This window comes from Sphingomonas sp. AAP5 (genome assembly GCF_004354345.1).
In the GTDB taxonomy this organism is placed as follows: Bacteria; Pseudomonadota; Alphaproteobacteria; order Sphingomonadales; family Sphingomonadaceae; genus Sphingomonas; species Sphingomonas glacialis.
In genome coordinates this window covers 132,704-158,048 of the sequence record NZ_CP037913.1, presented here as the reverse complement: position 1 = coordinate 158,048, position 25,345 = coordinate 132,704, and the positions used below count along the sequence as shown (strand labels likewise).

At 66.5% G+C, this 25,345-nt stretch carries 20 protein-coding genes and 1 pseudogene; 11 read left to right on the top strand and 10 right to left on the bottom strand.

Going from position 1 to position 25,345, the window contains the following annotated elements; all coding sequences use genetic code 11:
- The first annotated feature begins 6 nt into the window (after nucleotides 1–6).
- The 3 genes from nudC (at nucleotide 7) to E2E30_RS00665 (ending at nucleotide 2,086) form a co-directional block, all read left to right on the top strand.
- Complete coding sequence (nudC, locus tag E2E30_RS00675; RefSeq protein WP_443018360.1) at nucleotides 7–873, top strand: NAD(+) diphosphatase; 867 nt, start codon at nucleotides 7–9, stop codon at nucleotides 871–873.
- 122 nt (nucleotides 874–995) lie between these two features.
- On the top strand, nucleotides 996–1,655 hold the full coding sequence (locus tag E2E30_RS00670) for a SatD family protein (protein WP_133186293.1): 660 nt from the start codon (nucleotides 996–998) through the stop codon (nucleotides 1,653–1,655).
- A complete protein-coding gene (locus E2E30_RS00665) occupies nucleotides 1,655–2,086 on the top strand; it encodes a hypothetical protein (RefSeq protein ID WP_133186291.1) in 432 nt (143 codons plus the stop codon). The genes E2E30_RS00670 and E2E30_RS00665 overlap by 1 nt, the downstream gene beginning before the upstream one ends.
- A 197-nt stretch (nucleotides 2,087–2,283) precedes the next feature.
- Here the strand turns inward: E2E30_RS00665 and E2E30_RS00660 are convergent, their stop codons facing one another.
- Complete coding sequence (locus E2E30_RS00660) at nucleotides 2,284–3,174, bottom strand: prephenate dehydratase (protein WP_133186289.1); 891 nt, start codon at nucleotides 3,172–3,174, stop codon at nucleotides 2,284–2,286.
- A 134-nt stretch (nucleotides 3,175–3,308) separates the two neighbouring features.
- On the opposite strand from E2E30_RS00660, the gene E2E30_RS00655 reads away from it, so the two are divergent.
- Nucleotides 3,309–4,025, top strand: a complete 717-nt coding sequence (locus E2E30_RS00655) for a c-type cytochrome (protein ID WP_133186287.1) — start codon at nucleotides 3,309–3,311, stop codon at nucleotides 4,023–4,025.
- Between the two features lie 47 nt (nucleotides 4,026–4,072).
- Here E2E30_RS00655 and E2E30_RS00650 read toward each other — a convergent pair whose 3' ends face one another.
- Both E2E30_RS00650 and E2E30_RS00645 read right to left on the bottom strand, forming a co-directional pair.
- Complete coding sequence (locus E2E30_RS00650; protein ID WP_133186285.1) at nucleotides 4,073–5,011, bottom strand: LOG family protein; 939 nt, start codon at nucleotides 5,009–5,011, stop codon at nucleotides 4,073–4,075.
- Nucleotides 5,012–5,048: 37 nt separating this feature from the next.
- The gene (locus tag E2E30_RS00645) at nucleotides 5,049–5,714 is read right to left on the bottom strand and encodes an extensin family protein (protein WP_133186283.1); all 666 of its coding nucleotides are present in this window, start codon (nucleotides 5,712–5,714) and stop codon (nucleotides 5,049–5,051) included.
- A 146-nt stretch (nucleotides 5,715–5,860) separates the two neighbouring features.
- Between E2E30_RS00645 and E2E30_RS00640 the strand changes: the two genes are divergently transcribed.
- The 3 genes from E2E30_RS00640 (at nucleotide 5,861) to E2E30_RS00630 (ending at nucleotide 9,874) form a co-directional block, all read left to right on the top strand.
- A complete protein-coding gene (locus tag E2E30_RS00640) occupies nucleotides 5,861–6,994 on the top strand; it encodes a phosphoserine transaminase (protein ID WP_133186281.1) in 1,134 nt (377 codons plus the stop codon).
- A 136-nt stretch (nucleotides 6,995–7,130) separates the two neighbouring features.
- A complete protein-coding gene (gene serA, locus E2E30_RS00635; protein ID WP_133186279.1) occupies nucleotides 7,131–8,708 on the top strand; it encodes a phosphoglycerate dehydrogenase in 1,578 nt (525 codons plus the stop codon).
- A 59-nt stretch (nucleotides 8,709–8,767) separates the two neighbouring features.
- Nucleotides 8,768–9,874 (top strand): ATP phosphoribosyltransferase regulatory subunit, encoded by a 1,107-nt coding sequence (locus E2E30_RS00630; protein WP_133186277.1) that lies wholly within the window; start codon nucleotides 8,768–8,770, stop codon nucleotides 9,872–9,874.
- A 667-nt stretch (nucleotides 9,875–10,541) separates the two neighbouring features.
- On the opposite strand, the gene E2E30_RS00625 is transcribed toward E2E30_RS00630, so the two are convergent.
- Nucleotides 10,542–10,778, bottom strand: a complete 237-nt coding sequence (locus E2E30_RS00625; protein WP_240698997.1) for an FCD domain-containing protein — start codon at nucleotides 10,776–10,778, stop codon at nucleotides 10,542–10,544.
- A 160-nt stretch (nucleotides 10,779–10,938) separates the two neighbouring features.
- On the opposite strand from E2E30_RS00625, the gene E2E30_RS00620 reads away from it, so the two are divergent.
- The 3 genes and pseudogenes from E2E30_RS00620 to E2E30_RS20955 all read left to right on the top strand — a co-directional run bounded on the left by E2E30_RS00620 (nucleotide 10,939) and on the right by E2E30_RS20955 (nucleotide 14,729).
- Nucleotides 10,939–14,136: a glycoside hydrolase family 2 TIM barrel-domain containing protein gene (locus tag E2E30_RS00620; protein WP_133191858.1), complete on the top strand. Its 3,198-nt coding sequence runs from the start codon at nucleotides 10,939–10,941 to the stop codon at nucleotides 14,134–14,136.
- A 51-nt stretch (nucleotides 14,137–14,187) separates the two neighbouring features.
- Nucleotides 14,188–14,424: pseudogene (locus E2E30_RS20960) on the top strand (DUF4861 family protein); the annotation flags it as partial.
- A 146-nt stretch (nucleotides 14,425–14,570) separates the two neighbouring features.
- Entirely contained in the window at nucleotides 14,571–14,729 is a 159-nt protein-coding gene (locus E2E30_RS20955; RefSeq protein WP_229839367.1) for a DUF4861 domain-containing protein, read from the top strand.
- A 113-nt stretch (nucleotides 14,730–14,842) separates the two neighbouring features.
- On the opposite strand, the gene E2E30_RS00610 is transcribed toward E2E30_RS20955, so the two are convergent.
- The 5 genes from E2E30_RS00610 to E2E30_RS00590 form a co-directional block, all read right to left on the bottom strand.
- The gene (locus E2E30_RS00610; protein WP_133186275.1) at nucleotides 14,843–16,012 is read right to left on the bottom strand and encodes a hypothetical protein; all 1,170 of its coding nucleotides are present in this window, start codon (nucleotides 16,010–16,012) and stop codon (nucleotides 14,843–14,845) included.
- Nucleotides 16,009–21,051 carry a DUF11 domain-containing protein gene (locus tag E2E30_RS00605; protein ID WP_240698996.1) on the bottom strand — a complete coding sequence of 1,681 codons (5,043 nt, stop codon included), beginning with the start codon at nucleotides 21,049–21,051 and terminating at the stop codon, nucleotides 16,009–16,011. Before E2E30_RS00605 ends, E2E30_RS00610 begins: the two co-directional genes overlap by 4 nt.
- A gap of 75 nt (nucleotides 21,052–21,126) precedes the next feature.
- Nucleotides 21,127–22,182 (bottom strand): DUF11 domain-containing protein, encoded by a 1,056-nt coding sequence (locus E2E30_RS00600; protein ID WP_133186273.1) that lies wholly within the window; start codon nucleotides 22,180–22,182, stop codon nucleotides 21,127–21,129.
- 56 nt (nucleotides 22,183–22,238) lie between these two features.
- Nucleotides 22,239–22,697, bottom strand: a complete 459-nt coding sequence (locus tag E2E30_RS00595) for a hypothetical protein (RefSeq protein ID WP_133186271.1) — start codon at nucleotides 22,695–22,697, stop codon at nucleotides 22,239–22,241.
- 11 nt (nucleotides 22,698–22,708) lie between these two features.
- A complete protein-coding gene (locus tag E2E30_RS00590) occupies nucleotides 22,709–23,833 on the bottom strand; it encodes a hypothetical protein (protein ID WP_240698995.1) in 1,125 nt (374 codons plus the stop codon).
- A gap of 146 nt (nucleotides 23,834–23,979) precedes the next feature.
- On the opposite strand from E2E30_RS00590, the gene E2E30_RS00585 reads away from it, so the two are divergent.
- The gene (locus tag E2E30_RS00585) at nucleotides 23,980–24,567 is read left to right on the top strand and encodes a response regulator (protein ID WP_240698994.1); all 588 of its coding nucleotides are present in this window, start codon (nucleotides 23,980–23,982) and stop codon (nucleotides 24,565–24,567) included.
- Here the strand turns inward: E2E30_RS00585 and E2E30_RS00580 are convergent.
- On the bottom strand, nucleotides 24,564–25,331 hold the full coding sequence (locus tag E2E30_RS00580) for a response regulator (RefSeq protein ID WP_133186265.1): 768 nt from the start codon (nucleotides 25,329–25,331) through the stop codon (nucleotides 24,564–24,566). The two genes, E2E30_RS00585 and E2E30_RS00580, sit on opposite strands and share 4 nt — an antisense overlap.
- Nucleotides 25,332–25,345: the final 14 nt, after the last annotated feature.

Below are 25,345 nucleotides of genomic sequence, written 5' to 3'. Positions count from 1 at the left end.
AGCGTGATGTCTCCAGGCTTTACCGGCGGTCTGCTCGACCGCGCCGATACGCTGCGTCACGATCCCGAGGGGTTGGCCGCGGCACGCAGCGACTGGCGCGCGCGCGTGCTGCGGCTCGACCGGTTCGAGCCCGAACTCGATGGCGAGGGTCGGCTCGGCTGGTCCTCGCTCGCCGAGACGCCCGAGGAGGCCGAGCTGATCCTGCTCGGTTTCGACGAGGCCCGCCGCCCGCATTTCGCGGCGTACCTGCCGGGGATGCGCGCGCCCGCCGGGCGATCCCCGCGGCTGTTCGCGCTGCTCGACCAGTTCGCGCCGGGCGAGGCGGCGACCTACGCCGCGGCGCGCTCGGTGCTCGACTGGCACAGCCGCCACCAGTTCTGCGCGAATTGCGGGCACCAGACCGCGCTGTTCCGCGCCGGCTGGGGCCGCGCCTGCCCCAATTGCAAGGCCGAGCATTTCCCGCGCGTCGACCCGGTGGTGATCATGATCGCCGAGCATGACGGCCGCGCGCTGCTCGGCCGCCAGCCGGCGTTCCCGCCCGGTCGCTACTCTGCGCTGGCCGGGTTCCTCGAACCCGGCGAATCGATCGAGGAAGCCGTCGCGCGCGAGATCATGGAGGAAGCGGGCGTGCGCGTTTCGGGCGTGCGCTACATCGCCAGCCAGCCCTGGCCCTTTCCCTCCTCGCTGATGATCGCCTGTGTCGGGATCGCCGAGGACGACGCGATCACGCTCGACACCAACGAACTCGAGGACGCGATCTGGGTGTCGCGCGACGACGTGCGTGCGGTGCTGGCGGGCGGCGAAGGCCCGTTCCTTCCGCCACCGCCTTATGCGATCGCGTATACGCTGTTGAAGGCTTGGGCGGAGGGGTAATCACCCCCGTGCAGGCCTCGTTCCCTGTTGTAACGCCGACCCGCCATCTGAACTGATGACCCTCTTTTGGGCTAATTCGTACGTTGACCCATATTTGGGTAAAAACTACTATTGACCCCAATATGGCAAATGATCACTCCTATGCAGCCCTGATGGGCGACCTGGTGCGCAGCGAAAGCAGCGAGGCCATCGACGCGCTACATGATCATTTCAACAATGCCGTCGATCGCCAGAACGATGAGCGAAGGCCCGCCTTGGCATCGCCGCTCACCATCACGCTAGGGGACGAATTCCAGGGACTGATGCTGTCCTTCCGTGAAGCGGCCTTCGCGGCGCGCGCAATGCGGCTCGAGCTGTTTGGCCATGGCATCGAATGTCGGTTCGTCATCGGGGCGGTTTCGCTTCGTACACCGCTGAACGACAAGCGGGCGTGGAACATGATGGGGCCGGGACTCAGCGCGGCACGCGCCAAACTCAACGACAAGCGGGCGTCATCGCTCTACCGCTTTTCCTTTCCGAGCGATCCTCTCCTGGAGCGGCTGCTCGATGCGATCGGGGCGGGCCTGACCGCCATCGAGCGGCGCTGGACCGAAACACAGCGCAGTGACGTTCTCGCCGCTCTCGACGGGTTGAGCGCAACGGATATTGCCGCGCGACGTAACGTGTCGGTGCATACGGTTTACAAGGTCCAGCGGTCGGGCGAGCTTGATCTCTACCTGACCCAATGGCAGGCTATTCACGAAGCACTTGCCGCCATCGATCGCAAGTCTGGAGGCGGGTGATGCAACAGATCCTTCACGCGCTGGCATACACGATCGCGGGATATTTTCTCCTTACCTGGTTTGGCAATGTTCTTTGTCGCCAGATCTTCAGTTTGACGGGGCTCAAAGACGCGACGGCCAGTGACGACGCGCCAGCGCACAACGCCGGCCGGTGGATCGGCACGCTTGAACGGATCATCCTTGCGATCGGGGTCATTCTGCAGCGCTGGGAAATCCTCGCTGCCGTCATCGCGCTCAAAACCGTGTCACGCTTCAAGGATCTGGATAAGCGCGACTTTGCCGAATACTTCCTGGTCGGATCGCTGTTTAGCATCCTGTGGGCAATGCTCGTTGCCGGCGCCTGGCAAGCCTATGATCATAGCGTGGGCATGGACTTGCGCCATCGCGCAACGGTCCTGCTTGGTGTGGAGGCAATAAGGCCAAAAGCGTGACGACACTCCGCGGGAACGCGCGCGTCTCCTCCACATCAATCGGCGATAGCCCTGTCCTACAAGCGACGTTCATGATATGTACCACACCGCTCTTTGAAATCGTCGAACCCGCGCGAACGGATTAGCGCAGAAACGGAAACGATCGCTGTTGTAAACACCACCTCCGGGGGTCAATCGAGTCAGCCAACCGCCGCGCCTCACCCCCGCGCCCGCGCGCGCCGATACGTCCCCAGCACGCGCACCCATTTCGAATGGAACCCCAGTTCCTCGAACGCGCGGTCGAGCCCAGGCTCGCCCGGCCGCCCCTCGACATCGGCGTAGAACTCGGTCGCGGCGAAGCTCCCGCCGCGCTGATAGCTTTCGAGCTTGGTCATGTTGACGCCGTTAGTGGCAAAGCCGCCCATCGCCTTGTAGAGCGCGGCGGGGACGTTCTTCACCTCGAAGATCAGCGTCGTCATCCACGCGCCCTCGCCAATCGGCGGATGCCCCGCGCGCGCCAGCACGACGAAGCGCGTCGTGTTGTGATCGGCGTCGGCGATGTCGCTGGCGAGCGTCTCGAGCCCGTACAGCGCCGCAGCGCCCGGCGGGGCGAGCGCCGCGAGCGCCGGGTCGCCACGCTCGGCCACCACCGCCGCAGCACCCGCGGTGTCGGGATAGGCGACCGGCGCGATGCCGCGCTCGCGCAGCCAGTGGCGGCACTGGCCGAGCGCTTGCGGATGGCTCATCGCCTCGCGCACACCCGAGAGCGGCCCCTGCCCCATCAACGCATAACGGATGCCGAGGAAATGCTCGCCGGTGATCACCAGCCCCGATTCGGGGAGCAGGAAATGGATGTCGGCGACGCGCCCGTGGAGCGAATTCTCGATCGGGATGATCGCGCAATCCGCCCGCCCGTCGCGCACCGCGTCGATCGCGTCGGCGAAGTCGAAGCACGGCAGGGGCAGCCCGTCGGGGAACGCCTCGAGCGCGGCGATGTGCGAATTGGCGCCGGGCGCGCCCTGAAAGGCGACCGCGCGGTCGGGCGCGGCGGCGGCGGCCTGGGTCATCTGGGCGACGAGCGCGCGGGCGGGTTCGGCGAAATTTTCCATGGGAGCCGGGCGGTAACCGCCTTGCATCCGTGCGGCAAGCTTGGCTTGCGGTGCGCCCCGCGCGAATCTATGGGTCAAACCAACTACGTGGTCCTTCAGGGGGACCCTCCTGCGGCAGAGGCGGAAAAACGAGCATGGATAACCGGACCAACACGATTGCGGGCTGGATTTTGGGCAGCATGGCGGCTGCGCTCGCGCTCGGTATTGCCGGCCACATGATTGTCGCGCCGATCACGTCTGAGAAAGAAGGCTATCCGATCGAGGCACCGGCCGACGACGCTGGCGGCGGCGGCCCCGCCGCGCCCGACAAGCCGATCGCCGATCTGCTCGCCACCGCCGACGCGACGCACGGCGCCGACGTCTTCAAGAAGTGCGGCGCCTGCCACACCGTCGCGCAGGGCGGCGCCAACGGCATCGGCCCGAACCTGTGGGGCACCGTCGGCGAGGCGATCGCGCAGGGCAAGGGCGGCTATGCCTTCTCCGACGCGCTCAAGACCGCGGGCGCCGGCAAGAAGTGGGATTTCGAACAGCTCAACAAGTGGCTGACCAGCCCGCGCGCCTATGCTGCCGGCACCAAGATGACCTTCGCCGGCCTGACCGATGCCAAGGATCGCGCCGACGTGATCCTCTATCTCAATACGCAGGGGTCGAACCTGCCGCTGCCCGCACCCGCGGCCGGTGCGCCGACCGCAACCGACGCCAAGGCGCCGCCAGCGGCTGGCGCGGCCGATCCGGGCGGCAAGGCCTCGCCGAGCGCAGCCGGTCTCGGCAACGAGACCGCGCCCGCCGCGGCCGGCAAGGTCTCCTCCTCGCCGCTCGGCCGCGAGACCGCGGCGCCGGCCGCCAAATAACCTGACAAGAAAAGCCCCTCCCCTGAAGGGGAGGGGCGAAGAAGGGCTCAGTCCTTGTCGCGGTAGAAGTCCTTCACCACCGCCCAGCCTTCCTCGGCGGTTTCGACGAAGGTGAAGATGCTCAGATCCTTCGCCGAGACGACGCCTTCCTCGACCAGCGCCTCGAAATTGACGACGCGCTCCCAGAATTTGCGACCGTAGAGCAGCACCGGGATCGGCGCGATCTTGCCCGTCTGGATCAGCGTCAACAGCTCGAACAGCTCGTCGAACGTCCCGAACCCGCCCGGGAACGCTGCCAGCGCGCGCGCGTGGAGCAGGAAGTGCATCTTGCGCAGCGCGAAATAGTGGAACTGCATCGACAGCGCGGGCGTCACATAGGGGTTCGGCGCCTGTTCGTGCGGCAGCACGATGTTGAGCCCGACCGATTCGTACCCCGCCTCGGCCGCACCGCGATTCGCCGCTTCCATGATCGACGGCCCGCCACCCGAGCAGACGACGAACTGGCGCTTGCCTTCCTCGTCGACCGGGAAGGCGCTGACGAGCTGCGCGAGTTCATAAGCAACGTCGTAATATTTCGACTTCTCGACCAAGCTCTCGGCAATGCGGATCGACGCTTCGTTGCGATCGACCGCACTGCGCGCGAGATCGAGCAGCGCCTGCGCCTTGGACGGTTCGGGGATCCGCGCCGATCCGTACATCACGAAGGTCGAGCCGATCTTGGCCTCGTCGAGGATCAGCTGCGGCTTGAGCAGCTCGAGCTGGAAGCGGACCGGACGCAGATCCTCGCGCAGCAGGAAGTCCATGTCCTGGAAGGCGAGGCGATAGGCCGGGTTCTCGGTCTGCGGGGTGCTGACGGCGGCCTTGGCATTCTCGGCGTCCTGGCGTGCGCGCGCAAAGACGCGGGCTGGGACATGCGTATGCGTGTCGGGGCTGTGGCTGTCAGGGTGCGTGGCGTCGGGCGTTCCCGATTTCGGTGTCTCTGTCATCCACCGCATCTAAGCGCCGCGCGCGCGAATTTGAAGCCTAGCGGCAGAAGGCCTTGTGATCGTCCTCGAAATGGAAGTGGTTGGCATGCGCCGCATTGTAGTCCGGGCTGAGCACCGTGCCGAAGCGGCGGCACGCCGAATCGTGGATCGCGCGCAGGAACGCCCGCGCATTGGGATCACCGCCGTTCCAGTCCTGCTGGACCGTGATTCGCCGCCCGTTCCTGAGCACGACCGCGGACACATCGACCGCATTGGCGAGCGCGTGCCCCGACAACCGCCCCGCCCCCGCCGCAGATCCGATCACCGCGCGACACGCATATGTCCCCATGCTTTCGACGCGGACCACGTCGCTGCCGAGCATTTGCCGCGCGGCAGGCGCGACGGCATGTTCGATCCAGCCGGTAAAGCTGCGCGCGAGGCCGCAGCGCATCGCCTTCAGATTGGTGACGGGAACACCGATGTCGATCAACTGCACCGCCCCGACGATCTGGCAGCCACCGCCATAATCGCGATCGGGCAAGGGCGAATAGCGCACATCCTCGCGCGACAGATCGGCGAAGCACGCTTGCGTCTCGCGACTCGTCGGCAGGCTGAGCGTGATCGGCCGGCTCCCGCGCGGGCGAGTCGGCGGGCGCTGGTCGTGTCCGCTCGAACAGGCGGCGAGCAGCAGCGACACGAGGACGGTGAGAGAGCGGCGCGACATGGCGACTCGATACCAACGTGGTGGTTAACGCCGCCACAACCTTGCGACGAACGACTCATCGCTTGACGCGCGCTGCGCGGGCTCTAGGACCGGCGACGGGCCACGCGGTCCCAACGCCGCGCGTGCTCTCTGTAAGGAGAGACTACATGACTGACGTACCTGCCGTGCCGGCGATCAAACCGGCGCGTCCCTACTTCTCATCCGGCCCGTGTGCGAAACCGCCCGGCTGGTCCCCCGAAAACCTCGCTACCGAGTCGCTCGGCCGCTCGCACCGTTCGAAGATCGGCAAGACGCGCCTCCAGCTCTGCATCGATTTGATGCGCGAACTGCTCAAGCTCCCCGACACGCACCGCATCGGCATCGTCCCCGGCTCCGATACGGGTGCCTATGAAATGGCGATGTGGACGATGCTGGGCGCGCGTGCCGTCACCGCGCTCGCCTGGGAAAGCTTCGGCGAAGGCTGGGTCACCGATGCGGTCAAGCAGCTCAAGATCGATCCCACCGTCGTGCGCGCCGATTATGGCCAGCTGCCCGATCTGGACGCGGTCGATTGGTCGAACGACGTGCTGTTCACCTGGAACGGCACCACTTCGGGCGTGCGCGTACCCAACGCCGACTGGATCCCCGAGACCCGCGAGGGCCTGTCCTTCGCCGACGCGACCAGCGCGGTTTTCGCTTACGACATCGACTGGGCGAAGATCGATGTCGCGACCTTCTCGTGGCAGAAGGTGCTTGGCGGCGAAGGCGCGCACGGCGTGCTGATCCTCGGCCCGCGCGCAGTCGAGCGGCTCGAGAGCTACACCCCCGCCTGGCCGCTGCCGAAGGTGTTCCGCCTCGTCTCGAAGGGCAAGCTCACCGAAGGCGTGTTCAAGGGCGAGACGATCAATACGCCATCGATGCTCGCGGTCGAGGATTGCATCGCAGCACTCGAATGGGCGCAGTCGATCGGCGGCGCGGACGGGCTGATCGCCCGCTCGGACGCCAATGCCGCAGCACTCGACCAGATCGTGGCGGAGCGCCCGTGGCTCGGTCATCTGGCGGCCGACGAAGCGACGCGCTCGAAGACCAGCGTGTGCTTGACGGTCGAGGGCGCCGACGAGGCGTTCATCAAGACCTTCGCCGGCCTGCTCGAGAAGCAGGGCGCAGCGTATGACGTCGCCGGCTATCGCGACGCGCCGCCGGGCCTGCGCATCTGGTGCGGCGCGACGGTCGACACCGCCGATGTGGTCGCGCTCGGCCCGTGGCTCGATTGGGCCTACGCGACTGCCAAGGCCGCCTGATTGACGTCGCCCCGGCGGAGGGCTCCCATCAAAGTGATACTTTGATGGGGCCCGGATGCCGGGGCCGCTGCGCAACTGACCGCAGCACATCCCCTATAGCGGCCCCGGCCTACGCCGGGGCGACGGAGTATATTCCATGCCAAAAGTCCTCATTTCCGACAAAATGGACCCCAAAGCCGCCCAGATCTTCCGCGAACGCGGCGTCGAGGTCGACGAGATCACCGGCAAGACCCCCGAAGAAGTCATCGCGATCATCGGCCAATATGACGGCCTCGCCATCCGCAGCTCGACCAAGGTGACCAAGGCGATCCTCGCCGCCGCGACCCATTTGAAGGTCATCGGCCGCGCCGGCATCGGCGTCGACAATGTCGATATTCCCGCCGCATCGGCGCAGGGCGTCGTCGTGATGAACACCCCGTTCGGCAATTCGATCACCACCGCCGAGCACGCCATCGCCCTTATGTTCGCGCTCGCGCGCCAGCTGCCCGAGGCCGACGCCTCGACCCAGGCCGGCAAGTGGGAGAAGAACCGCTTCATGGGCGTCGAGCTCACCGCCAAGACGCTCGGCCTGATCGGCGCGGGCAACATCGGCGGCATCGTCGCCGACCGTGCGCTCGGCCTGCGGATGAAGGTCGTCGCCTACGATCCGTTCCTCTCGCCCGAGCGCGCGGTCGAACTCGGCGTCGAGAAGGTCGAGCTCGACGAGCTGCTCGCGCGCGCCGATTTCATCACGCTCCACACCCCGCTCACCGACCAAACGCGCAACATCCTGTCGGCCGAGAATCTCGCCAAGACGAAGCAGGGCGTTCGTATCATCAACTGCGCGCGCGGCGGCTTGATCGACGAGGCCGCGCTCAAGGCAGGGCTCGATTCGGGGCATATCGGCGGCGCGGCGCTCGACGTGTTCGTCGAAGAGCCGGCCAAGAGCAACCCGCTGTTCGGCACGCCCAACTTCGTCTCGACGCCGCATCTCGGTGCCTCGACCGATGAAGCGCAGGTCAATGTCGCGATCCAGGTCGCCGAGCAGATGTCGGATTATCTGATGTCGGGCGGCATCACCAACGCGCTCAACATGCCGTCGCTGTCTGCCGAGGAAGCACCGCGCCTGAAGCCGTACATGGCGCTCGCCGAGAAGCTCGGCTCGCTGGTCGGCCAGCTCACGACGGGCTCGATCGGGCGGATCTCGATCCACAGCGAGGGTGCGGCAGCCGAGCTCAACCAGAAGCCGATGGTGTCGGCGGTGCTCGCCGGCTTCCTGCGCACCCAGACCGACACGGTCAACATGGTCAACGCACCGCTGCTCGCCAAGGAGCGCGGGATGGAAGTGCGCGAAGTCCGCACCGAGCGCGAGGGCGATTACCACACGCTGCTGCGCGTCTCGGTCAAGACCGATGCGGGCGAGCGGTCGGTTGCGGGCACGCTGTTCGGGGACGCCGCGCCGCGGCTGGTCGAACTGTTCGGCATCAAGGTCGAGGCCGATCTCGCCGGGCACATGCTCTACGTCGTCAACGAGGACGCACCCGGCTTTATCGGGCGTTTGGGCACGTTGCTCGGCACGGGCGGCGTCAACATCGGCACCTTCCACTTGGGTCGCCGTTCGGCCGGTGGCGAGGCGGTGTTGCTGCTGTCGATCGACGAAGCGCTGACGCCCGATCTGCTCGCGCAAGTCCGCGCGCTGGCGGGCGTGAAGACCGCGATGGGCTTGGCGTTCTGATCCTCTCCGAAGCGCGATTGCGGCTTTCGCTGCAATCGCGCTTCGGGCAAGGCGCGCGCATGACATCTTCCCTCCTCCCGACCGGCTTCCACGACCGGCTCCCGCCCTTCGCCGACGCCGCCGCGCGGCTCGAACAAGCGCTGCTCGGCGCAGCGCATGCTTATGGCTACGAACGCGCCGACCCCGCGCTCGCCGAGTTCGAGGCCGGGCTCGCCGGTCGCCTCAAGGCCGCACGCGCACAGGACGCGGTGCGCTTCGTCGACCCCGTCTCCCAGGCGACGCTCGCGATCCGCCCCGACATGACCGCGCAGATCGGCCGCATCGCCGCGACGCGGATGGGCCACCATCCACGGCCCGTCCGCCTGTCCTATGCCGGCCCCGTGCTCAAGCTGCGCGCCTCGCAACTCTCCCCCGAGCGGGAAATGCGCCAGATCGGCTGCGAGTTGATCGGCCTCGACACGATCGCCGCCGCGCGCGAGATCGTCGAGGTCGCGGTTGCAGCGCTCGCCGCGGCGGGCGTATCCAACGTCTCGATCGACTTCACGCTGCCCGACCTGATCGACGTGCTGGCGCGCGGCCCCTTCCCGGTCGAACCCGGCCAGATCGATACCCTGCGCGACCGGCTCGACGCCAAGGACGCTGGTGCTGTCGCCGCGCTGGCGCCCGCCTATCTCCCGCTGATCGAGGCCGCTGGCCCGTTCGAGTCGGCGCACGACCGGCTGTGCGCGTTCGATGCGGGCGGCGCACTGACCTCGCGGCTCGACGGGCTGTGGCAGATCGCCGAGGGGCTCAAGGGCCGCGTCGCGCTGACGCTCGACCCGACCGAGCGCCACGGCTTCGAATATCAGAGCTGGCTCGGCTTCTCGATCTTCGCTGGCGGTGTGCTCGGCGAGATCGGGCGCGGCGGCACCTATACGATCGTCCACGAGAATGGCGCGGAAGAGACGGCGGTCGGCTTCTCGCTCTATGCCGACGCGATCGTCGCGGCGGGGCTCGCCGAGGTCGACCGGCGCCGGCTGTTCGTGCCGCTGGGGACCGACCCGGCAGTGGCGGCAGCGATGCGCGCGGCAGGCTGGGTCACCGTCGCCGCGCTCGAGGCCGGTGACACACCCGAGGCGCAGCTGTGCACGCATGTGCTGGCCGAGGGTGAGCCGCGCGCGCTTTAGGACACGCGCGCAAGCTGCGTTATGCCGCCTGCTCGTCCAGTCGTGCGCCCACGGGTGACGCGAGCATCGAACGCTGTGCTACAGGTTGGCGTCTCGCCTGACGGCTTGATACCCCAGGACGACGTCGACAAATTCCAAGTGCCGCGCATCGAGACGCTTGCCGGCGGAAAAACCCACATTCCGCCTCGCCAAGCTCGGCAAACTGCGCACGCGCGGCGTCGAACTCGAGGGAGGCGCGCGTTTCAACCGTGCGTTCAATCTCAGCGGCGGCGAGATCACCGCCGCATCGTTCGCCAGCACGAGATGCCGCAGCGCCTCTCCTGCCCCGTGTAATGGAACATTCGGTCGTCTGGGCCAAGATCGGCCTGCAGCAACGGCGTGGGCACGCCGATCATCTGGCGGTCGACAGAGTTGATCGCGGTGGCGGCGAACAGCAGCCCTCAGAACATTCAGCGATACGTTCCGGCGTGGCGTGGCGCGGCGCGGCGCGGCGCGCGGCATCGGTAATCGTGGCTGCGGTGGCGGTCAGAGCTGGAAGCGCTTCGCGGCGCGGGATGGTCGAAGGCCCGATCGGCATAACCCAGGCATTCCGGCCGTTCACCGACCCGGCTGCTCCGGATTTTGACGTCGGGATCGCACTATTTGTAGGACAACCTAAATGCGCTCGTCAATCGCTCGCGCCGCTTCCCTCCCCTTTCGGGCGCAGGCTGGTCGTCTCGCTCAGCTGCGAGTGGCGGCTGAGGCTTTCCTGCATGTGATGCCGCGCCGCCTCGCGCGCGCGCGTCGAGTCCATCCGTACGATCGCGGCGAGGATCGCCTCATGCTCGCCCTGGACCGTGGCGGCGTAAGCACGGTCGCGCGTCACCTGGAACGCGCGGTATTGCGCGGTTGCGGCGACGAACACGCCCCCAATGCACCGGAGCGCTGGCTTCTTGTCAGACTAATTTTGCAGTTGTAGCATAACTGCTAACATCGAAGAGCGCTAAGCGCTACGGTCAACGGAGAGGCGCATCGTGCGGTCGGCATTCCCCCTATTCCTCAGCGGTGTCGCGTGTCTCACGCCTATGGTGGCGGCAGCGCAAGGCGCGCCGGTCGCGCCGATCCAGCCGCAAGTGTCGCCCGATCGCCCGGATTGGGAAAATCCTGCCGTCTTCGCCATCGGAAAGGAACCGCCGCGCGCGACGGGCTTCCCGTTCGAGAGCCGCGCCAAGGCGATCGCCGGGCACCGCACCAAGTCCGATCGCTTCCTGCTGCTGAGCGGACAATGGGCGTTCGCGCTGTCGCCCAATGCCGACCAGCTGCCGGCGGGGTTCGAGAAGCCCGACTACGACGTCTCGCAGTGGAAGACGATCAAGGTCCCCGCCGACTGGCAGGCCGAAGGCTTCGACCAGGCGCGCTACAACAACATCACCTACCCCTTCCCCGCCAACCGCCCGCTGATCCCGCACGCGACCAACCCGGTCGGATCATACCGTCGCGATGTCGAGATCCCGGCGGGCTGGTCGGGCAGCGACGTGATCCTGCATATCGGTGCGGCGGGCTCGGCCTATTACGTCTGGGTCAACGGCGCCAAGGTCGGCTATTCCGAGGACAGCAAGCTACCGTCGGAATTCGACGTCAGCCGCTATCTCAAGCCCGGCCACAACACGATCGCGATCCAGGTCTATCGCTGGTCAGACGGCAGCTATCTCGAGGATCAGGATTTCTGGCGCGTTTCGGGGATCGAGCGCGAAGTGTTTCTGATGGCGGCGCCCAAGACCCGGATCCGCGATTTCTTCGTCCATGCCGGGCTCGACGAGCGCTACCGCGACGGCAAGCTCGCGGTCGATCTCGCGGTCACGCCCGCCAAGGCAGCGACCAGCGCGCGGATCGTGCTGCTCGATGGCGACCGCGTGGTCACGGAAAAGTCGACCGCGATCGCCGCAGGTCAGGCCGAACGCTCCGTCTCGATCGCAACCACGATCCCGCAAGTGAAGCCCTGGACCGCCGAGACACCCAACCTCTACATGCTGCTGGTCGAGCTCTACGACGCGAAAGGCGCGATCGTGCAGTCGACCTACAGCCGGATCGGCTTTCGCAGCGTAGCGATCCAGAACGGCCTCGTCACCGTCAACGGCCAGCCGATCACGATCCGCGGCGTCAACCGCCACGAGCATGATCCCGAGACCTTCCACGTCATCTCGCTCGAATCGATGGAGCGCGACATCCAGCTGATGAAGCGCGCCAACATCAACGCGATCCGCACCTCGCATTATCCCAACGATCCACGGCTTTACGAGCTGGCCGATCGCTATGGCCTCTATGTCATGGACGAGGCCGATATCGAGAGCCACGCCTATATGGACTTTGCCAACAAGCATCCCGAGCAGCGCGGAGCGTATCAGCTCGGTTTCGACCCCGCGTGGAAGGCCGCGCACGTCGCGCGCGTCACCAACATGATCGAGCGCGACAAGAACCACCCCTCGATCCTCTTCTGGTCGCTCGGCAACGAGGCCGGGATCGGTCCGAACTTCGCTGCCGCCGCCGCTGCGGCCAAGCAGCGCGATCCGTCGCGGCTCGTCAGCTATCTTGGCTGGGGCACGTGGGACGGGCGCTTCGAACATCACCCCAACGACTTCGCCGACATCTATGCGCCGATGTACGACACCGCCGCCAAGCTCGTCGATTACGCGACCAACTGGTCTTTCCGCCAGCCGCTGATCCTGTGCGAATATGCGCATATGATGGGCAATTCGGGCGGCGACCTGAAGGAATATTGGGACGCGATCTATGCGCATCCCGACAAGCTCCAAGGCGGCTTCATCTGGGATTGGGTCGACCAGTCGATGTATCGCAAGACCAAGGACGGGCGGCGCTATTGGGGGATGGGCGGCGAATATGGCCCCAACCCCGGCGGCGAGCTCGAATTCGGCGACGGCCTGATCCAGTCCGATCGCACGCCCAACCCGCAACTGTTCGAGCTGACCAAGGTCTATGCGCCGATCCAGTTCGAGAGCTTCGACCCGGCCAGCGGCGCACTGCGCGTCGCCAACCATTATGATTTCGCGAGCCTCGCCGGGCTCGATCTCGGCTGGCAAATGCTCGAGGACGGCGTCGTCGTCGCGCGCGGGACGATGCCCGCGCTCGCGACTGCGGCGCACGGCCACGAAACGACGACGATCGCTCTGCCCGCGATCGCGCGCAAGCCTGGCGCCGAATATTTGCTCAACGTCATCGCCCGGGCCAAAGACGGTGGCACCCCGGGGATCGCCGCGGGCCAGGTGATCGGCTGGGAACAGTTCCCCCTCGGCAACGCAGTGGCGGTCGCCAAGCCCGCCCCCACGGGCAAGGTCGACGTCTCGCAGGCGGGCACCACGATCACGCTGCGCGCCGCCGGGGCCGAACTCGTGCTCGATCGCAAGACCGGGCTGCTCGTCCGCTATGCCGCCAACGGTCGCACGCTGCTGCGCGGCGGAACGCCCGATTTCTACCGCGCCTTGACCGACAATGACGTCGGCGTCGGCGTCGAGCGCACCCATGCCGTCTGGAAGACAGCCTCGAGCGACCGGACGGTCGAGGCTATCGAGCAGCACACATCGCCCGGCGGCGCCGACGTCACGATCCGCTACCGCATCGGCCAGGACGTCGCGCGTTTCGTCACGCGTTACGCGATGGCGGGCGACGGCAGCGTGGCGGTCGAGGGCAGCTTCACGCCGCTGCGCACCGATTTGCCCGATCCGCTGCGGATCGGCCTGGCCTATGCCATGTCCGCCAGCTTCGACACGCTCGAATGGTATGGCCGCGGCCCGCACGAAAGCTATGCGGACCGCAAGACCAGCGCGCCGATCGGCCTGTGGCGCGGAGCAATCGCCGAGCAGAACCACGATTACATGCGACCGCAGGAAACCGGCAACAAGGTCGATGTGCGCTGGATGGAGCTGTCGGATCACGTCGCCGGCGGCCTGCGCGTCCAGGGCGACGCGCCGCTGTCGATGAACGCGCTCGCCTTCCCGTACGACGATCTGTCGCACCGCGCGCCGGGCACGCGCCGCAGCTCGGACATCGTTCCGCATGACGCGGTTTCGTTGATGATCGATGCAGTCCAGTCCGGGATCGGCGGCGATACGCAATGGGACCAGACCGGGCGAGCGCTCCCGCGCTACCGGATCGCGCTCGCGCCGCGCAGCTTCGGCTTCCGGCTGACCCCGTTCAACGGCGCGGGCACCACCCCGACGCTCGCCCGGCCCGCGTCGGCAACGGGCGTGGCGGAGGTGATCCAGTGAGCGCGCGCGCACCCTCGCGCCTGCTCGCCGGCACGCTGCTCTTCTTGGCCGGTGCCGCCGTCGCGTAGCAGGCCGCCACTCCGAGGCGGCCGAGCCGCCCTCGGGCTTAGGATCTGGCACGACAACAAGCTGTGCACCTCGCGCAATTGCACCCGCCACCGCATCCTCACGAACGGCCCCGATGCCGCTGACTTCGAGGTCGATTATGCGCCCTGGCCAGTCGATGTCGATCGCCGTGTATGGGAGACGCGCCGCTTCACGCTGCCGCTCGGCACGCAGTTCACGCGGATGGTCTCGACGCTGTCGTCGGACAAGCCGGGTCCGCTGATCGTCGGCATCGGCATCGGCCGCCACACGATCGGCGCGAGCGAAGGCGCGCTGTCGGTCGACCGCGCGCACGGCGTCCGCTCTCTGGAGCGCCCAGGCTGGCGCGCATGGCGATCGCGCTCAAGGTCGAGCCGGGCAAGCCGTTCGTCTATTATTACGGCTCGGCGTGGGACGAGGGCGTCGGCGGCCCTTGCACGCGCGGCGAGTGGGACCGCTACACCCTTACCGCCCCCGTCGATTTTCGCGTGCCGACCGACCGCCGATAGGGGGGGGAGACTCGATGAAGCGCCGTGATCCTGCGGCGACCGCAGCGCACCGGCAATCAACCCATTCGCGGTCGCTCAAGCCAACTTCCGATGTCGATCAGGACCTCGCATTGCTATTTGATCGAGGCTGCGAACGACAAGGTGAAATTGGAATTCGCTGCCATATTGCCCGAGGGCGTGATGCGAATGGCGTTCACCAATGGGTCGTAGCCATTCGACGGGGCATAGGACCAGGTCACCCCTTTGTCGTTCGAGTAGCTGATATTGGCAGCGGCGAGCGTAACCCCGCTCGTCCCGGAAACGAGCTTGACGGGCAACGCGGTGGTGCCATCGAAATTTGTGTTGAGGTAGGTTATCCCGGCGGGAAAGATGTCGGTAAGAATGATCGTACCCGGATCGACCGGACTGTTTCCAGTATTCGACACCGAAAACACGTAAACCACGTCGGTGCCGGGCAGGTTGTACGCCCCGAGATTTCCGGAGCGTGGCGCCGATGCTTTGGTCACCGACAGCGACGGCATCGGACATGCACTGATCGACGCAATGCCAGCGCCTTGTTGACCCGTCGTGGTTTCGCCCGACTGGAACGGATAGTTTCCGTAGCGCAGCACGACCGTCGTGACGGGTTGCGCAAACGTCGCAGTGATCGTGCCGTCATCGGAGTTGTTGTTCGAAGCTCCGGTGCCGGCCGCTTGCGTCGCAGCGAGCGTTACCGGCGCAGTCGTGGCGCCTGACGTGAGCGCGGATCCGGTTGCCGTCCGTGGCGCGGTTGCGCCGTTGCCGTTCCCCCACGGGGTGGTGAGCACGGGCGTATAGGTGCTCGCGCCGCTCGCCCCCGTTATCATGATCCAATCCCGATACTGGTTGAGCGTGAAATCGATATCGTGCGTGACGACCGAGAAGTCGCGAATTGGCGTGGAGAATGTGAAGGTCACCGTGATGACCCGCGTTCCGCTGGTCAGGTCGGTGGTCCGGCCCGCAAAAATTCCCCCGAAGACGAGGTCGCGTTTGGTCGCATCGGGGCCTGTGATCAACGTCCCGATCGCCGGCATCTGCGTGTTCGCGATGGCCGTCGAGCTCAGTCCGTTCTGCGCAATCGCCACGGAAAAGGGCAGCGAAGCGCCAGCGCTGCTGACGGCGGTGTAGGCATAGGTGGAACCGTAATTGAGCGTCGCCGCCGGCTGGTTGGCGAAGGCAAAAGTGTACTGGCTCGCAGCATCGCACGAGGCGTGCGCCACAGCGGGCGCCACAAGCGCCATGAGCGCGGCAAAAACCCTTTTCATCGACCCGATAGTCCCAGGAAAGCGAAGCGCGTCTGATCGAACTTCAGACGTGCGGTGAGGAATGCGCCATGATGCGTCGACCGCTCTGCCGCAAAGTCGCGGTCGGCAAAGCCGGAAAAATTCCAGCCGGCAGTGACCAGCATATTGGCGGCCGGGCGAAGTCCGATCACCGGGCCGACGGCATAGGCCAGGGTGCGCCCGTCGAGATCGACGCGCGCGGTTGCGTGCACCCCGACTTCGAGCCAGTCCGCCAGGCCGAGATGTCCGTCGAGCCCCGCCACGGCGGTCACGCCGCGAAGGTCATAGCTCGCGATCCGGTCGCTGGTATAGCGCGCGGCGAGGAAGAAGCCGATCTCGCTGCGCTGATACAGGCCGGTTTCGTCGCGGCCATACGGTGCCCAATCGAACGACAGGCTACCGAGCAACCGGCCGGAACGCGCATCCCCGGTGACGAGCAACACGCCGCCGCCGGGCGCCGTCGCACCCCCGACCGCGCCGCTCACACTGTCGGCGCGGTATTCGAGCTTGGCCAAGAACGCAACCTGACGGGAGGCGGGTCGCGATGCCGCCGACACAGCGACGTTGGCGACGCTGGTGGTGGTGCCCCCGACCTGGACACGCGACCAGGTCGCAAGGCCGCCGAGTGCCTGCCCCTCGCCGAGCTGACGCAGCAAGCCGAGCGTCAGGGCGGCCCGGTCACCGAGCGAGCCGAGACGATACTCCGCACGCGCCGTGCTGCTCCACCGGCCACCGCGATAGCCCAGCCCCAACGTCAGCGCGGTGAAATCCTCGGTCAGCGTCGCACCGTTGCCGACGAAACCACCGCTGGCAACGGGCTGTGCGACGGTGACGACCGTCGCCGGATCGATCCCACCGAGCGTACGGTTGCCATCGATCGTCGCGTCGATCGTCCAATGCTTGCCGAGCTCGAACGATTGCGCAAGACCATAGGCTGCGTAGCTGCGCCGGCCATATTCGCTCAGCATCTGATCCGACACGCTGCTCGTGATGCGGCCGCCGGCCCAGGGCTTGAGGTCGAAGCCCAGGCGCGCGGTCCGTGCATCGATCTTGTCGCCATGCGCCAGCTCGTACGTGCCGACCAGCGTGACGGAATCGCTCAGCGCGAAGCGCGCTCCGGCGCGGTGGCGTTGCGGGAAGTCGATGCTGCCGGCATTGCCCAAGGCGAGACTGCTGCTCGCATCGAGCTCCAGTCGATTGTCGAACAGCCGCTGCGTCGCGCCACCCTCGATCAGCGTCGAGACCGCCGCGCCGCCATTGGCGAGGCGATCCTCCGCATGCGCCAGCGCGATGCGAAGATCGGTCCGCGCGCCGCGATAGTCGAGCCGCAGCTGCGCCGCGCGGCGGGTGGTCGCATCGACCAGGCTAGCGTCGTTCCACACGCTCGCCGTTGCAGAGAGGTTTTCCGTGACCTTGGCGCGAAGATCGGCGCCGATCTTGCGGCGGCCACGTTCGGCGCCGTTTTGCTGGCCAAGCCCGAAGCCAAGATCCTGTTGCCGCGCATAGCCGAGCAGATCAAAGCGTCGATCATGATGCTCGACCTCGACCTGCCAGGCCATTCCGCTGCTCTGGCCGGGCTGGGTGTTCGCGGCGCCCGAAAGCGACCGATTGCCCCGGCTGGCGGCGAGTTCGGCGCGGATCTCGGTGTCGCGCGCAAACCGCAGGCGGAGATCGGTCGCGATCAGATCGGTCCGCCCCTGATCGCCATCGTCGTGCAGCACGGTGGCCCCGACGCGCAGCGCGCCGCCCCTGCCGTCATACCGCACGCGCGCGCCGCCATTGAGCGCGCCGGAATCGTCCCGATCGACCTCGTAATCGGCGACGATGAACTGCGGGTTCAGGTCACTCGACCGGCTCAGGACGGGTGCCGAGAAGCGGATCGTTCCGGCAGCATAATCGATATCGTAATCGACGAAACGAGTCAGCGCGCGGCGGTCCATGATCCGCTCGGAGCGCAGCCGGTCGCGGACTTCGATGACAATCTGCTCGCTATTGGCGAGCACGTCGCGCGACGCCAGCGCATAGGGGCCCGACAGGCCATTGCCCTGGATCTCGTCGCGACGATGCCGAGTCGCGATGCGGGCGGCAAAACCGCTGGCGGCAAGGCGACGGCCCCGCGCTTCCGCCTTGAAGCCGGTCGCCGTCCGGGTGTAGCGGCCGAGATCGGTTTCGCCGAAGCCCGTCTCGAAATCACCGAACAGCGCATAGAACTGGCGCCGCTCGAGCTTGACGTAGAGCTTGCGCGTCGATGCCGCGTCGAACCTTCGCTCGGAGCGATCGGCATAGAGCGTATAATAAGTGTTGGGGTCGATCGCGCCCGAAAGGCGCTGGTCCTCGCGCCGCTTTGCGCTGTCATAGGCGAGCGTCAGCAGCCATTTTCCCAGAATTCGCCCCTTTGCGTAGAAGGCGATCCGACCGTCGGCGCGGATCTTGTCCGCACGCTCGATCGCTTCGATATGGCCTGCCAGCCCCGCGCGGTCGACACCGGCCTCGGCCAAGCCAACGATGGTCCAGGCGCGGGCGCCCGGTTCGAGCCATGTCTCGACTTGCTGCGAGCGGACGGTATCGCGATCGCGGAAGCTGAACGTGATCGTGACGGCGCCGCTCACCGTGGTCGGGGCGAGCGCGATATAGGCGTTGCCGTCGTCGCCCGTCACGTGCCACACGGGTTTGGCCCGGCCGAGCCCGGTCAGCGCGCGTGCCTGTTCGGCGTCGATCTCCATCGCCGTCGCATAGGGCGCAGACACGGCGATATCGCCGACGGTCCCGGCGTGAACCGGGCGGCCGTCGCGATCGATGAGGCGGACCGCGAGGACCGGGCGGCGGACGCCATCGGCGACGAGCACGGATTTTTCGGGCAGATACTGCGCGCGCGCCGCCGTTCGCACGAAATGGACGTCGCGCGACAGCGTCGTGACCAGCGCGCCGTCGCTGCCACGGACTTCGGCGGTCAGATGCGTCGTACCGTCGCCGAGCGGCACCCCGCGCCACATGCTGACGGCGAAGCGCTGCGCCGCTTCGGTGCGGCTCCCGTCGAACGCGACGGGATCGACCGGCGTGCCGTTCGCGAACAAGGTGAGTTTCTGGCCTGGCAGATGGCGGATTGCGACGCGCACCGCTGGCGCCCGCGGGTTGTGGTCGGGTTCCGGGAAGAGCCAGGAGATATCGGCTTTGCCATCGGCGAACCAGTCGCGCTCGCCAGCGGCGGCGACGCGGTCCGAGACGGGTTCTGGTACATCGGTGCGCGCCACCCCGGACTGTGCCGAAATCACGGCGTGGAAATCGGCCGTGACGAGCGCCCCGCCCTGCCCTTCGACAAAGCGCGAAATGGCGCTGCCCGCCGACCGCGTGCTGCGCACGCAGTCGACGAAGCTGCTCGCTGGGGAAAGGCTGGTCGGATCGACCTGCACCACATGCCGCCCCGGCAAAACGCCCTCGAAATGATAGCGGCCATCGCGGTCGGTGATCGCGTAGCTGCCATCCTCCAGAAAGACGCGCACGTCTGCGATGCCTGCCGCAACCCGCGGGATCGCGGCGCAACCGCCCGCCATGATCCGGCCGACGATCGTCATGCGTGCGGCGATCGTGTCGCGATCGATCCTGACGGCGACGCTGGCGTTGCTCTCGGCGCCACGCACGTCGATCGTCCGTGCGCGGTTGAGCGCTTGCCCTGCCGGGGCATCCGGCCGAACCTGCAGGACATAGGTAAGCGTGCGCTGTGCGCCCGCCGCGATCGTCCCGAGATCGACGGTGATCGTGCGTCCGTCTGCGGCAATCGTCACCGCGGCGGGATCGCTCGCTCCATCGACGCGGATCGTGTCGGGTCGCAAACGCATGACCGTCGGCAGGATGTCGGTCAGGATGACGCCGCGCTTGGCATGCGTCGTGTCCGGATTGCGCGCCGTGATCGTGTAAACGACCCGATCGCCCGGCGATGCCACGCCCCGCGACGCCGTCTTGGTGAGGTTGATAGCCACAGGCGGCCGGTCGAGCGGAATGTCGATCCGAACTTCCGCCGGTCCGCTCAGCGTGAACACCTCGCCATACGACGCGCCGTTGACGACAAAGGGCTGACCACCGGGTCGGAGCAAGGTGGCGAACTGGATCGGCGTCAAACTCGATGGTGCCACATAGGGCGCCGGGGCCTCGACCTTGAGGCGATAGCGTCCGGCGTTGGCCTGTGGGAAGCGATACTCGCCCGGCGGCAGCGCGTACGTCTGTCCGGCGCCATCGGTCACGGTTTGCCCGGTGACGATGCTCGACGGATATCGCGTCTTTCCATCGGCGGCGTACACCACCGCGGGCAGGCCCGTCACGGCATCAAGCATCGTGACGCGCGCGCCGGAGACCGGAGTGCCGTCTTCGCTGTCGAACGCCACTCCGGCGGGATCCACCAGAGTGTCGATGATGGCCGTTGCGATCGGCTTCTGCGTGCCGTCGCGACGGCATTCGATCGAAATCTTGTCGTCCGCGCTCAGGCTCAGCGCGCAATCGCCGGTGGCGAGCGCGGGCGGCGCGGCACGCGTGGCGATGATTCCGACGAATTCGCCACTGTTCATGGCGTTTTCGGACACGACGAGCGTTTCGCGATCGCCACTCGTCGTCACCAGGGTGACCGTGACGGTATCGATCGCTTGGGGATCGCGGTTCGCACTCGGCGCCGCCAGCTTGAAGATCAACGGTTCGCCGGCCCGAACCTCCGTCGAGGGCGTAACGCCGCCGATCCCGGCTGCGCTTGCCGGACCGATCGGCGCGGCCGCTTGCGGGGCGACGGCCTGACACAGCGGCGTCCGCACCGAAAAGACGAGCGGCGAACCGACGTCTGGACGGTAGGTGGTCAGCGTGACCGCTATAGCCTCGACAGTAACGGTGACCGGGTTGGAGGCGATGCTGCCGTTGGACCAGTCAGCCCGCGCGACATTCTCGATCCGCGTCTGCGCCTGGCATGCGCTTGCCAGCGCGGCGCAGCACGCCACGATCGCCACCATCCATGCACAGAGGATCAGAAAGAGTTTGCGCATCTCGATTTCAAGACAGGAGCGGGTCCGCCGGTGGCTCCGGGTCGAAGCAAGGATTTGAACCACCGGCGAATTTCGTCAGTTTATGGTCGCGCGGAACAGCAGGGTGCGGGCGTCGCCCGCAGCGACGCTCGACAGCGTTCCCGTGATGGTGCCGGAGGCAAAGCTCCCGCCGCTCGCGCCATCCGCATTGCAGGTCGACCCCGTCACGGTTCCGTTGAGAAAGATGCCGAACGACGAGAGGTAGGTGATCGTGGTCGGCAACACGTCCGCCAGCGCCACGTTGGTGGCATTTGCACCGCCGGCCGCATTGGCGACCGAGATGCAATATTCGATCGTCGCGCCCGGGATCATCTTGGGGTTGGTCGTGCCGTTGAAGGGATCGCTGACGATCCGGCTGACCTTGGTCACGCTCAACGCGGCGGCAAAGACGGTGTAATCGTTCTTTGCCGAATACGCTGCGTCTCGCGCGGCGTCTGTCGCGCCGGCACCGTCGGCGAACACGGTATCCATGCCAGCGGTATTGCTGCCGGTGGTCTGCACCAGGGCGTTACCCTGGGTCCCTGCCGTACCGCCTTCGCGCCCGGTCGCGGTCAACGTCACTGCAGCGACATCATTGGTGGCGCGGCCGAGCGGGATGTCGGCAACGACGAACACCGTCTTGGACGTGTCGGCTGCCAGCTCGTCGAGATAGGTGACCTGGCTGTCGCCGGCATCGTAGACGCCGTTGGCGTTCGTATCGACGTAGATGCGCAGATTGGTCGCGTCGAACGTGTCGGTGTTCGAATGCGCTCCGGCGCCCCCCGTCTGCTGCGAAACGGCCAGCGCGAAGTCGAGCGTGGCGTTGGATGTATTGGTGACCGAGAACGCCGTGACCGCGGCGAGTTGTCCCGGTGAAACCTGGGTGGTCGACGTTCCGACCGCCGCAACCACGAGATTCACCTTGCGGTCGACGGTGAAGCTGTCCGACGCGGCAATCTGGTTCTGGGCCACGCCGCCCACTTGGTAGTTGACCTGAACCGTGTTGGTGATGGTCGATCCGGCCTGAGTCCCGGCCGCGAATGCGGGAGTAGAGCCAAGTACGGCGAGCGCGACAAGGCTCCCCGCGCCCAGCAGGGTGCTGGCACGTGTCATGATAGTCTCCGATTAGGGTGTGCGCGCCTCGCCCCGCCGGCGCGCGCAGCGGTTGGTTAGCGGACGATGCCGCGGTACTTCAGAGACCCACTCGCGCCCGGCGCGATGCTGGGCAGCGTCCAGCGCAAATGGGTAACGTCGGTTGCTTGAGCCTGTCGTGGTGCGACACCCGCAACCGCGATCCGGAGCGCGGCAAGCGCCCCGAAGGTGCGCCCCCCGTCGACCGACACCTGTGCTCCAGGCGTACTGTCGCCGGTGAAGATGACGCCGTTCGGCACAGGGTTGGTCACGACGAAGTGCACGACCGGCTGCGTGGTCACGTTGCGATAATTCGTCGCCAGGATCAGCCGGTCACCGGGGACCACGTGTTTCGCGTCCGAAACCACGGTTTCCGGATGCCCGTTGGTCAGGACCGTTTTCTCGGTCGTCACGGTGCTGCTGAGCGACACTGCGTTGGTCGCCGCAATGGCGACCACGGGCAAAGCGACAGCAGCGAGAAAAGCAAAGAATTTCATAGCGATCATCCTCAATTGATGCGGGTTTTGAATTCGACGGTGTGGGTCGTTCCGGCAGTCTGCGCGCCCAGCGCGACATCGATGCCGGCGCTCGACGCAGTCCCGACGTCGGCGTCGGCGGCATCCGACAGAGTGGCGCCGTCGAGCGTGAGCGAGCTCGCCTGGTAGCCGGTGCCCGCGGGAATCGCGTCGATCACGTGCAGGCCCGCAACGCTGCCCGAGCCCGTCACGGTCGAAACCAGACGCCAGGTGATGATCGATCCCGGCACGGCGCGTGAGCCCCCGAACGGATCGGCCACCGTTGCCGACTTCACCAGGTTGACGGTCCCGCGGCTGACGACAAATCCGCTCGTGCCCTCCCGCAGCGCGTGGGTCGCGCCTACGACGGCGTCGCCGCCGCCCGTGCCCTGCGCGGCAAACAGGGTTCCCGGCGCCCCGCTGCCGGTCGTTGCCGTAGCGCTCAACCGGACGAGGCCATGCTTTGCATCAAGAGCGTCGGCCGGGATCGAGGAGACGACGAAGACGGTGACGCCGCTTTCCGGCGCCAGCACCGGCGTTGCGCCACCCGCTGCGACCACCGCATCGACCCCCGGCTCGTACTGGCCGTTGCCGTTCGTATCGATCGCGAGCTGGGTGATGGTGGGATCGAACGCGTTGCCGGTCACGGTCCCGACAGCCGCCAGCGCGAAGCTTTCCTCACCGTTGCCCTTGTTGGTGACCGTGAAGGCCAAGACCTGCGCCGCGCTCCCCGCCGTCGTCGCCACGTCGGCCGTTTCCCGCGCCGCCACCGCCACGTCGAGCATCTCATCGACGCGGATCGAAACGGTGTTGGACGTGATCGTCGCTTGCGTCCCGCCCTCGGGATAGGTCGCGGTCGCGCTGTTGTTGATGATTGTTCCGGCCTTGACGCCTTCGGCGTGGACGGGGGACGCGAAGACCAGCGTCAGCGCGGTCATCGCGACCGCGGGAATGCCAGCGCAGCGGGGCGTCGAAGCGGGCAAGAAGGAGGTGTTTTTTGTCATAGCCAGGCCATTCACGGCCCAACCCGTTAAGCCTATCTTGCCATCCGGCGGCTTCATCCGAAAAGACGAGATCGCCAAAACGATGACTAATCCTTTCAGATCAGCGATAGACACATTAGCGGTTCGGCTGCGGATTCTTGCCGGAACCGCCGCAGTTGGATCGATAAACGAATCGTTACCCCGGGGCCCAGAGACCTATGACAACGCCACCCTCGATCCTTGTCGTCGACGACCATCCGATTTGCGCAGCGGCGCTATCCATGGCTTCACGCGCGGTCGATGGCGAGGCGGTCGTGACGACGGTAAGCACCATGACGGAAGTCGAGACCGCGCTGCGGGAAAGGCGTTTCGACCTTGTCTTGCTCGATCTGATGCTGCCGGACGTGAATGGACTTTCCGGGCTCGCCATGGTGCGCTCGCTTTCGTCGGCAACCCCTGTCGCCATCGTTTCCGGTCGCGACGACATGACGACGATCCGGCAAGGCCGCGGCCTGGGCGCGAAGGGCTTCATTTCGAAATCTGCCGAAATCGACGAGATGATTGCGGCGATCAGGGTGATCCTGGCGGGTGGCCAGTGGTTCCCCGATGCCGCAATGGCCGACGGGGCGGGAACCGAGCACGAAGATCTGGCGCGACGCCTCGGGGAGCTGTCGACCGCGCAACTCCGCGTGCTGCGGGCGATTGCGGGCGGACAGCAGAACAAGCAGATCGCCTACGAGCTCGGGCTGGCCGAGCCGACGATCAAATCGCACCTCGCGGCGATCTTCCGCAAGCTTGCCGTCGGCAACCGGACGCAAGCCGTTCTTGCCTTCCAGGCGCTCGAAGCGCGCGGCGACGAAACGCCCTAGGAGAGAGGATCCGAGAGCGACACTGCGGCATCTTCGGACAGGGCGCTTTCGATCGCTTCGCGCGTCGCTCTGCCCGTCGCCGCCAGCTGGTTGCTCCTATCGCTACGATCGTCGGGAGCGCGTTCGATCGTGCGGCACATTTCGGCCAATCGCGCCGCACCAACGGTCGTTGCCGCGCCTGCCAGCGCATGGGCTTCTTGCGCGACTCGCGTGCGATCGCCCGCTTCAAGCGCTTGGACGAGGGTTTGGATCGACTGGTCCAAGGTGTCAGCCATCATGCCAAGCAAGACGTGCGTATCGTGCAGCCCCAGCGACGATCGCAGTGTGCTCAGATAATCGATATCGATCAGCGGTTCGGCCTCGGCGCCGCTCCGATCGACGATGGGCTGCACCGCATCCGCTTTCTGGAGAAGCTCGCCGACGATGCGCAGCAAATCTTCCACTTTGAAGGGTTTGCGAAGATACGCGCTCGCGCCTGCATCCATCGCGAGCCGGGCGTGCCAATCGCTCCGGCGCGCGGTGAGCATGAGCACCGGGATCGCCTGAAACCGCGGCGAAGCGCGCAATTCCTGCAAGATCGGCAGCCCACCTTTTCCGGGTAGCGCGCAATCGAGAATGATGAGATCCGGATCGTTTTCCCAGAGACAATCGATCGCGTCCAAACCATCCGCGACGGGAATGACGGTGTGCGCCGCGCTTTCCAGCGCCCGCGCAACGATTTCTTGTACCAGTTCGTCGTCCTCGACAATTACGATCGTCGCCATCCATCTTCCTTGAA

What these genes read in the sequence shown, in the direction of transcription:
- nudC (WP_443018360.1), top strand. Translation starts at nt 7, where the DNA reads ATGTCTCCAGGCTTTACCGGCGGTCTGCTCGACCGCGCCGATACGCTG.
- E2E30_RS00670 (WP_133186293.1), top strand. Translation starts at nt 996, where the DNA reads ATGGCAAATGATCACTCCTATGCAGCCCTGATGGGCGACCTGGTGCGC.
- E2E30_RS00665 (WP_133186291.1), top strand. Translation starts at nt 1,655, where the DNA reads ATGCAACAGATCCTTCACGCGCTGGCATACACGATCGCGGGATATTTT.
- E2E30_RS00660 (WP_133186289.1), bottom strand. Translation starts at nt 3,174, where the DNA reads ATGGAAAATTTCGCCGAACCCGCCCGCGCGCTCGTCGCCCAGATGACC.
- E2E30_RS00655 (WP_133186287.1), top strand. Translation starts at nt 3,309, where the DNA reads ATGGATAACCGGACCAACACGATTGCGGGCTGGATTTTGGGCAGCATG.
- E2E30_RS00650 (WP_133186285.1), bottom strand. Translation starts at nt 5,011, where the DNA reads ATGACAGAGACACCGAAATCGGGAACGCCCGACGCCACGCACCCTGAC.
- E2E30_RS00645 (WP_133186283.1), bottom strand. Translation starts at nt 5,714, where the DNA reads ATGTCGCGCCGCTCTCTCACCGTCCTCGTGTCGCTGCTGCTCGCCGCC.
- E2E30_RS00640 (WP_133186281.1), top strand. Translation starts at nt 5,861, where the DNA reads ATGACTGACGTACCTGCCGTGCCGGCGATCAAACCGGCGCGTCCCTAC.
- serA (WP_133186279.1), top strand. Translation starts at nt 7,131, where the DNA reads ATGCCAAAAGTCCTCATTTCCGACAAAATGGACCCCAAAGCCGCCCAG.
- E2E30_RS00630 (WP_133186277.1), top strand. Translation starts at nt 8,768, where the DNA reads ATGACATCTTCCCTCCTCCCGACCGGCTTCCACGACCGGCTCCCGCCC.
- E2E30_RS00620 (WP_133191858.1), top strand. Translation starts at nt 10,939, where the DNA reads ATGGTGGCGGCAGCGCAAGGCGCGCCGGTCGCGCCGATCCAGCCGCAA.
- E2E30_RS20955 (WP_229839367.1), top strand. Translation starts at nt 14,571, where the DNA reads ATGGCGATCGCGCTCAAGGTCGAGCCGGGCAAGCCGTTCGTCTATTAT.
- E2E30_RS00610 (WP_133186275.1), bottom strand. Translation starts at nt 16,012, where the DNA reads ATGAAAAGGGTTTTTGCCGCGCTCATGGCGCTTGTGGCGCCCGCTGTG.
- E2E30_RS00605 (WP_240698996.1), bottom strand. Translation starts at nt 21,051, where the DNA reads ATGCGCAAACTCTTTCTGATCCTCTGTGCATGGATGGTGGCGATCGTG.
- E2E30_RS00600 (WP_133186273.1), bottom strand. Translation starts at nt 22,182, where the DNA reads ATGACACGTGCCAGCACCCTGCTGGGCGCGGGGAGCCTTGTCGCGCTC.
- E2E30_RS00595 (WP_133186271.1), bottom strand. Translation starts at nt 22,697, where the DNA reads ATGAAATTCTTTGCTTTTCTCGCTGCTGTCGCTTTGCCCGTGGTCGCC.
- E2E30_RS00585 (WP_240698994.1), top strand. Translation starts at nt 23,980, where the DNA reads ATGGCTTCACGCGCGGTCGATGGCGAGGCGGTCGTGACGACGGTAAGC.
- E2E30_RS00580 (WP_133186265.1), bottom strand. Translation starts at nt 25,331, where the DNA reads ATGGCGACGATCGTAATTGTCGAGGACGACGAACTGGTACAAGAAATC.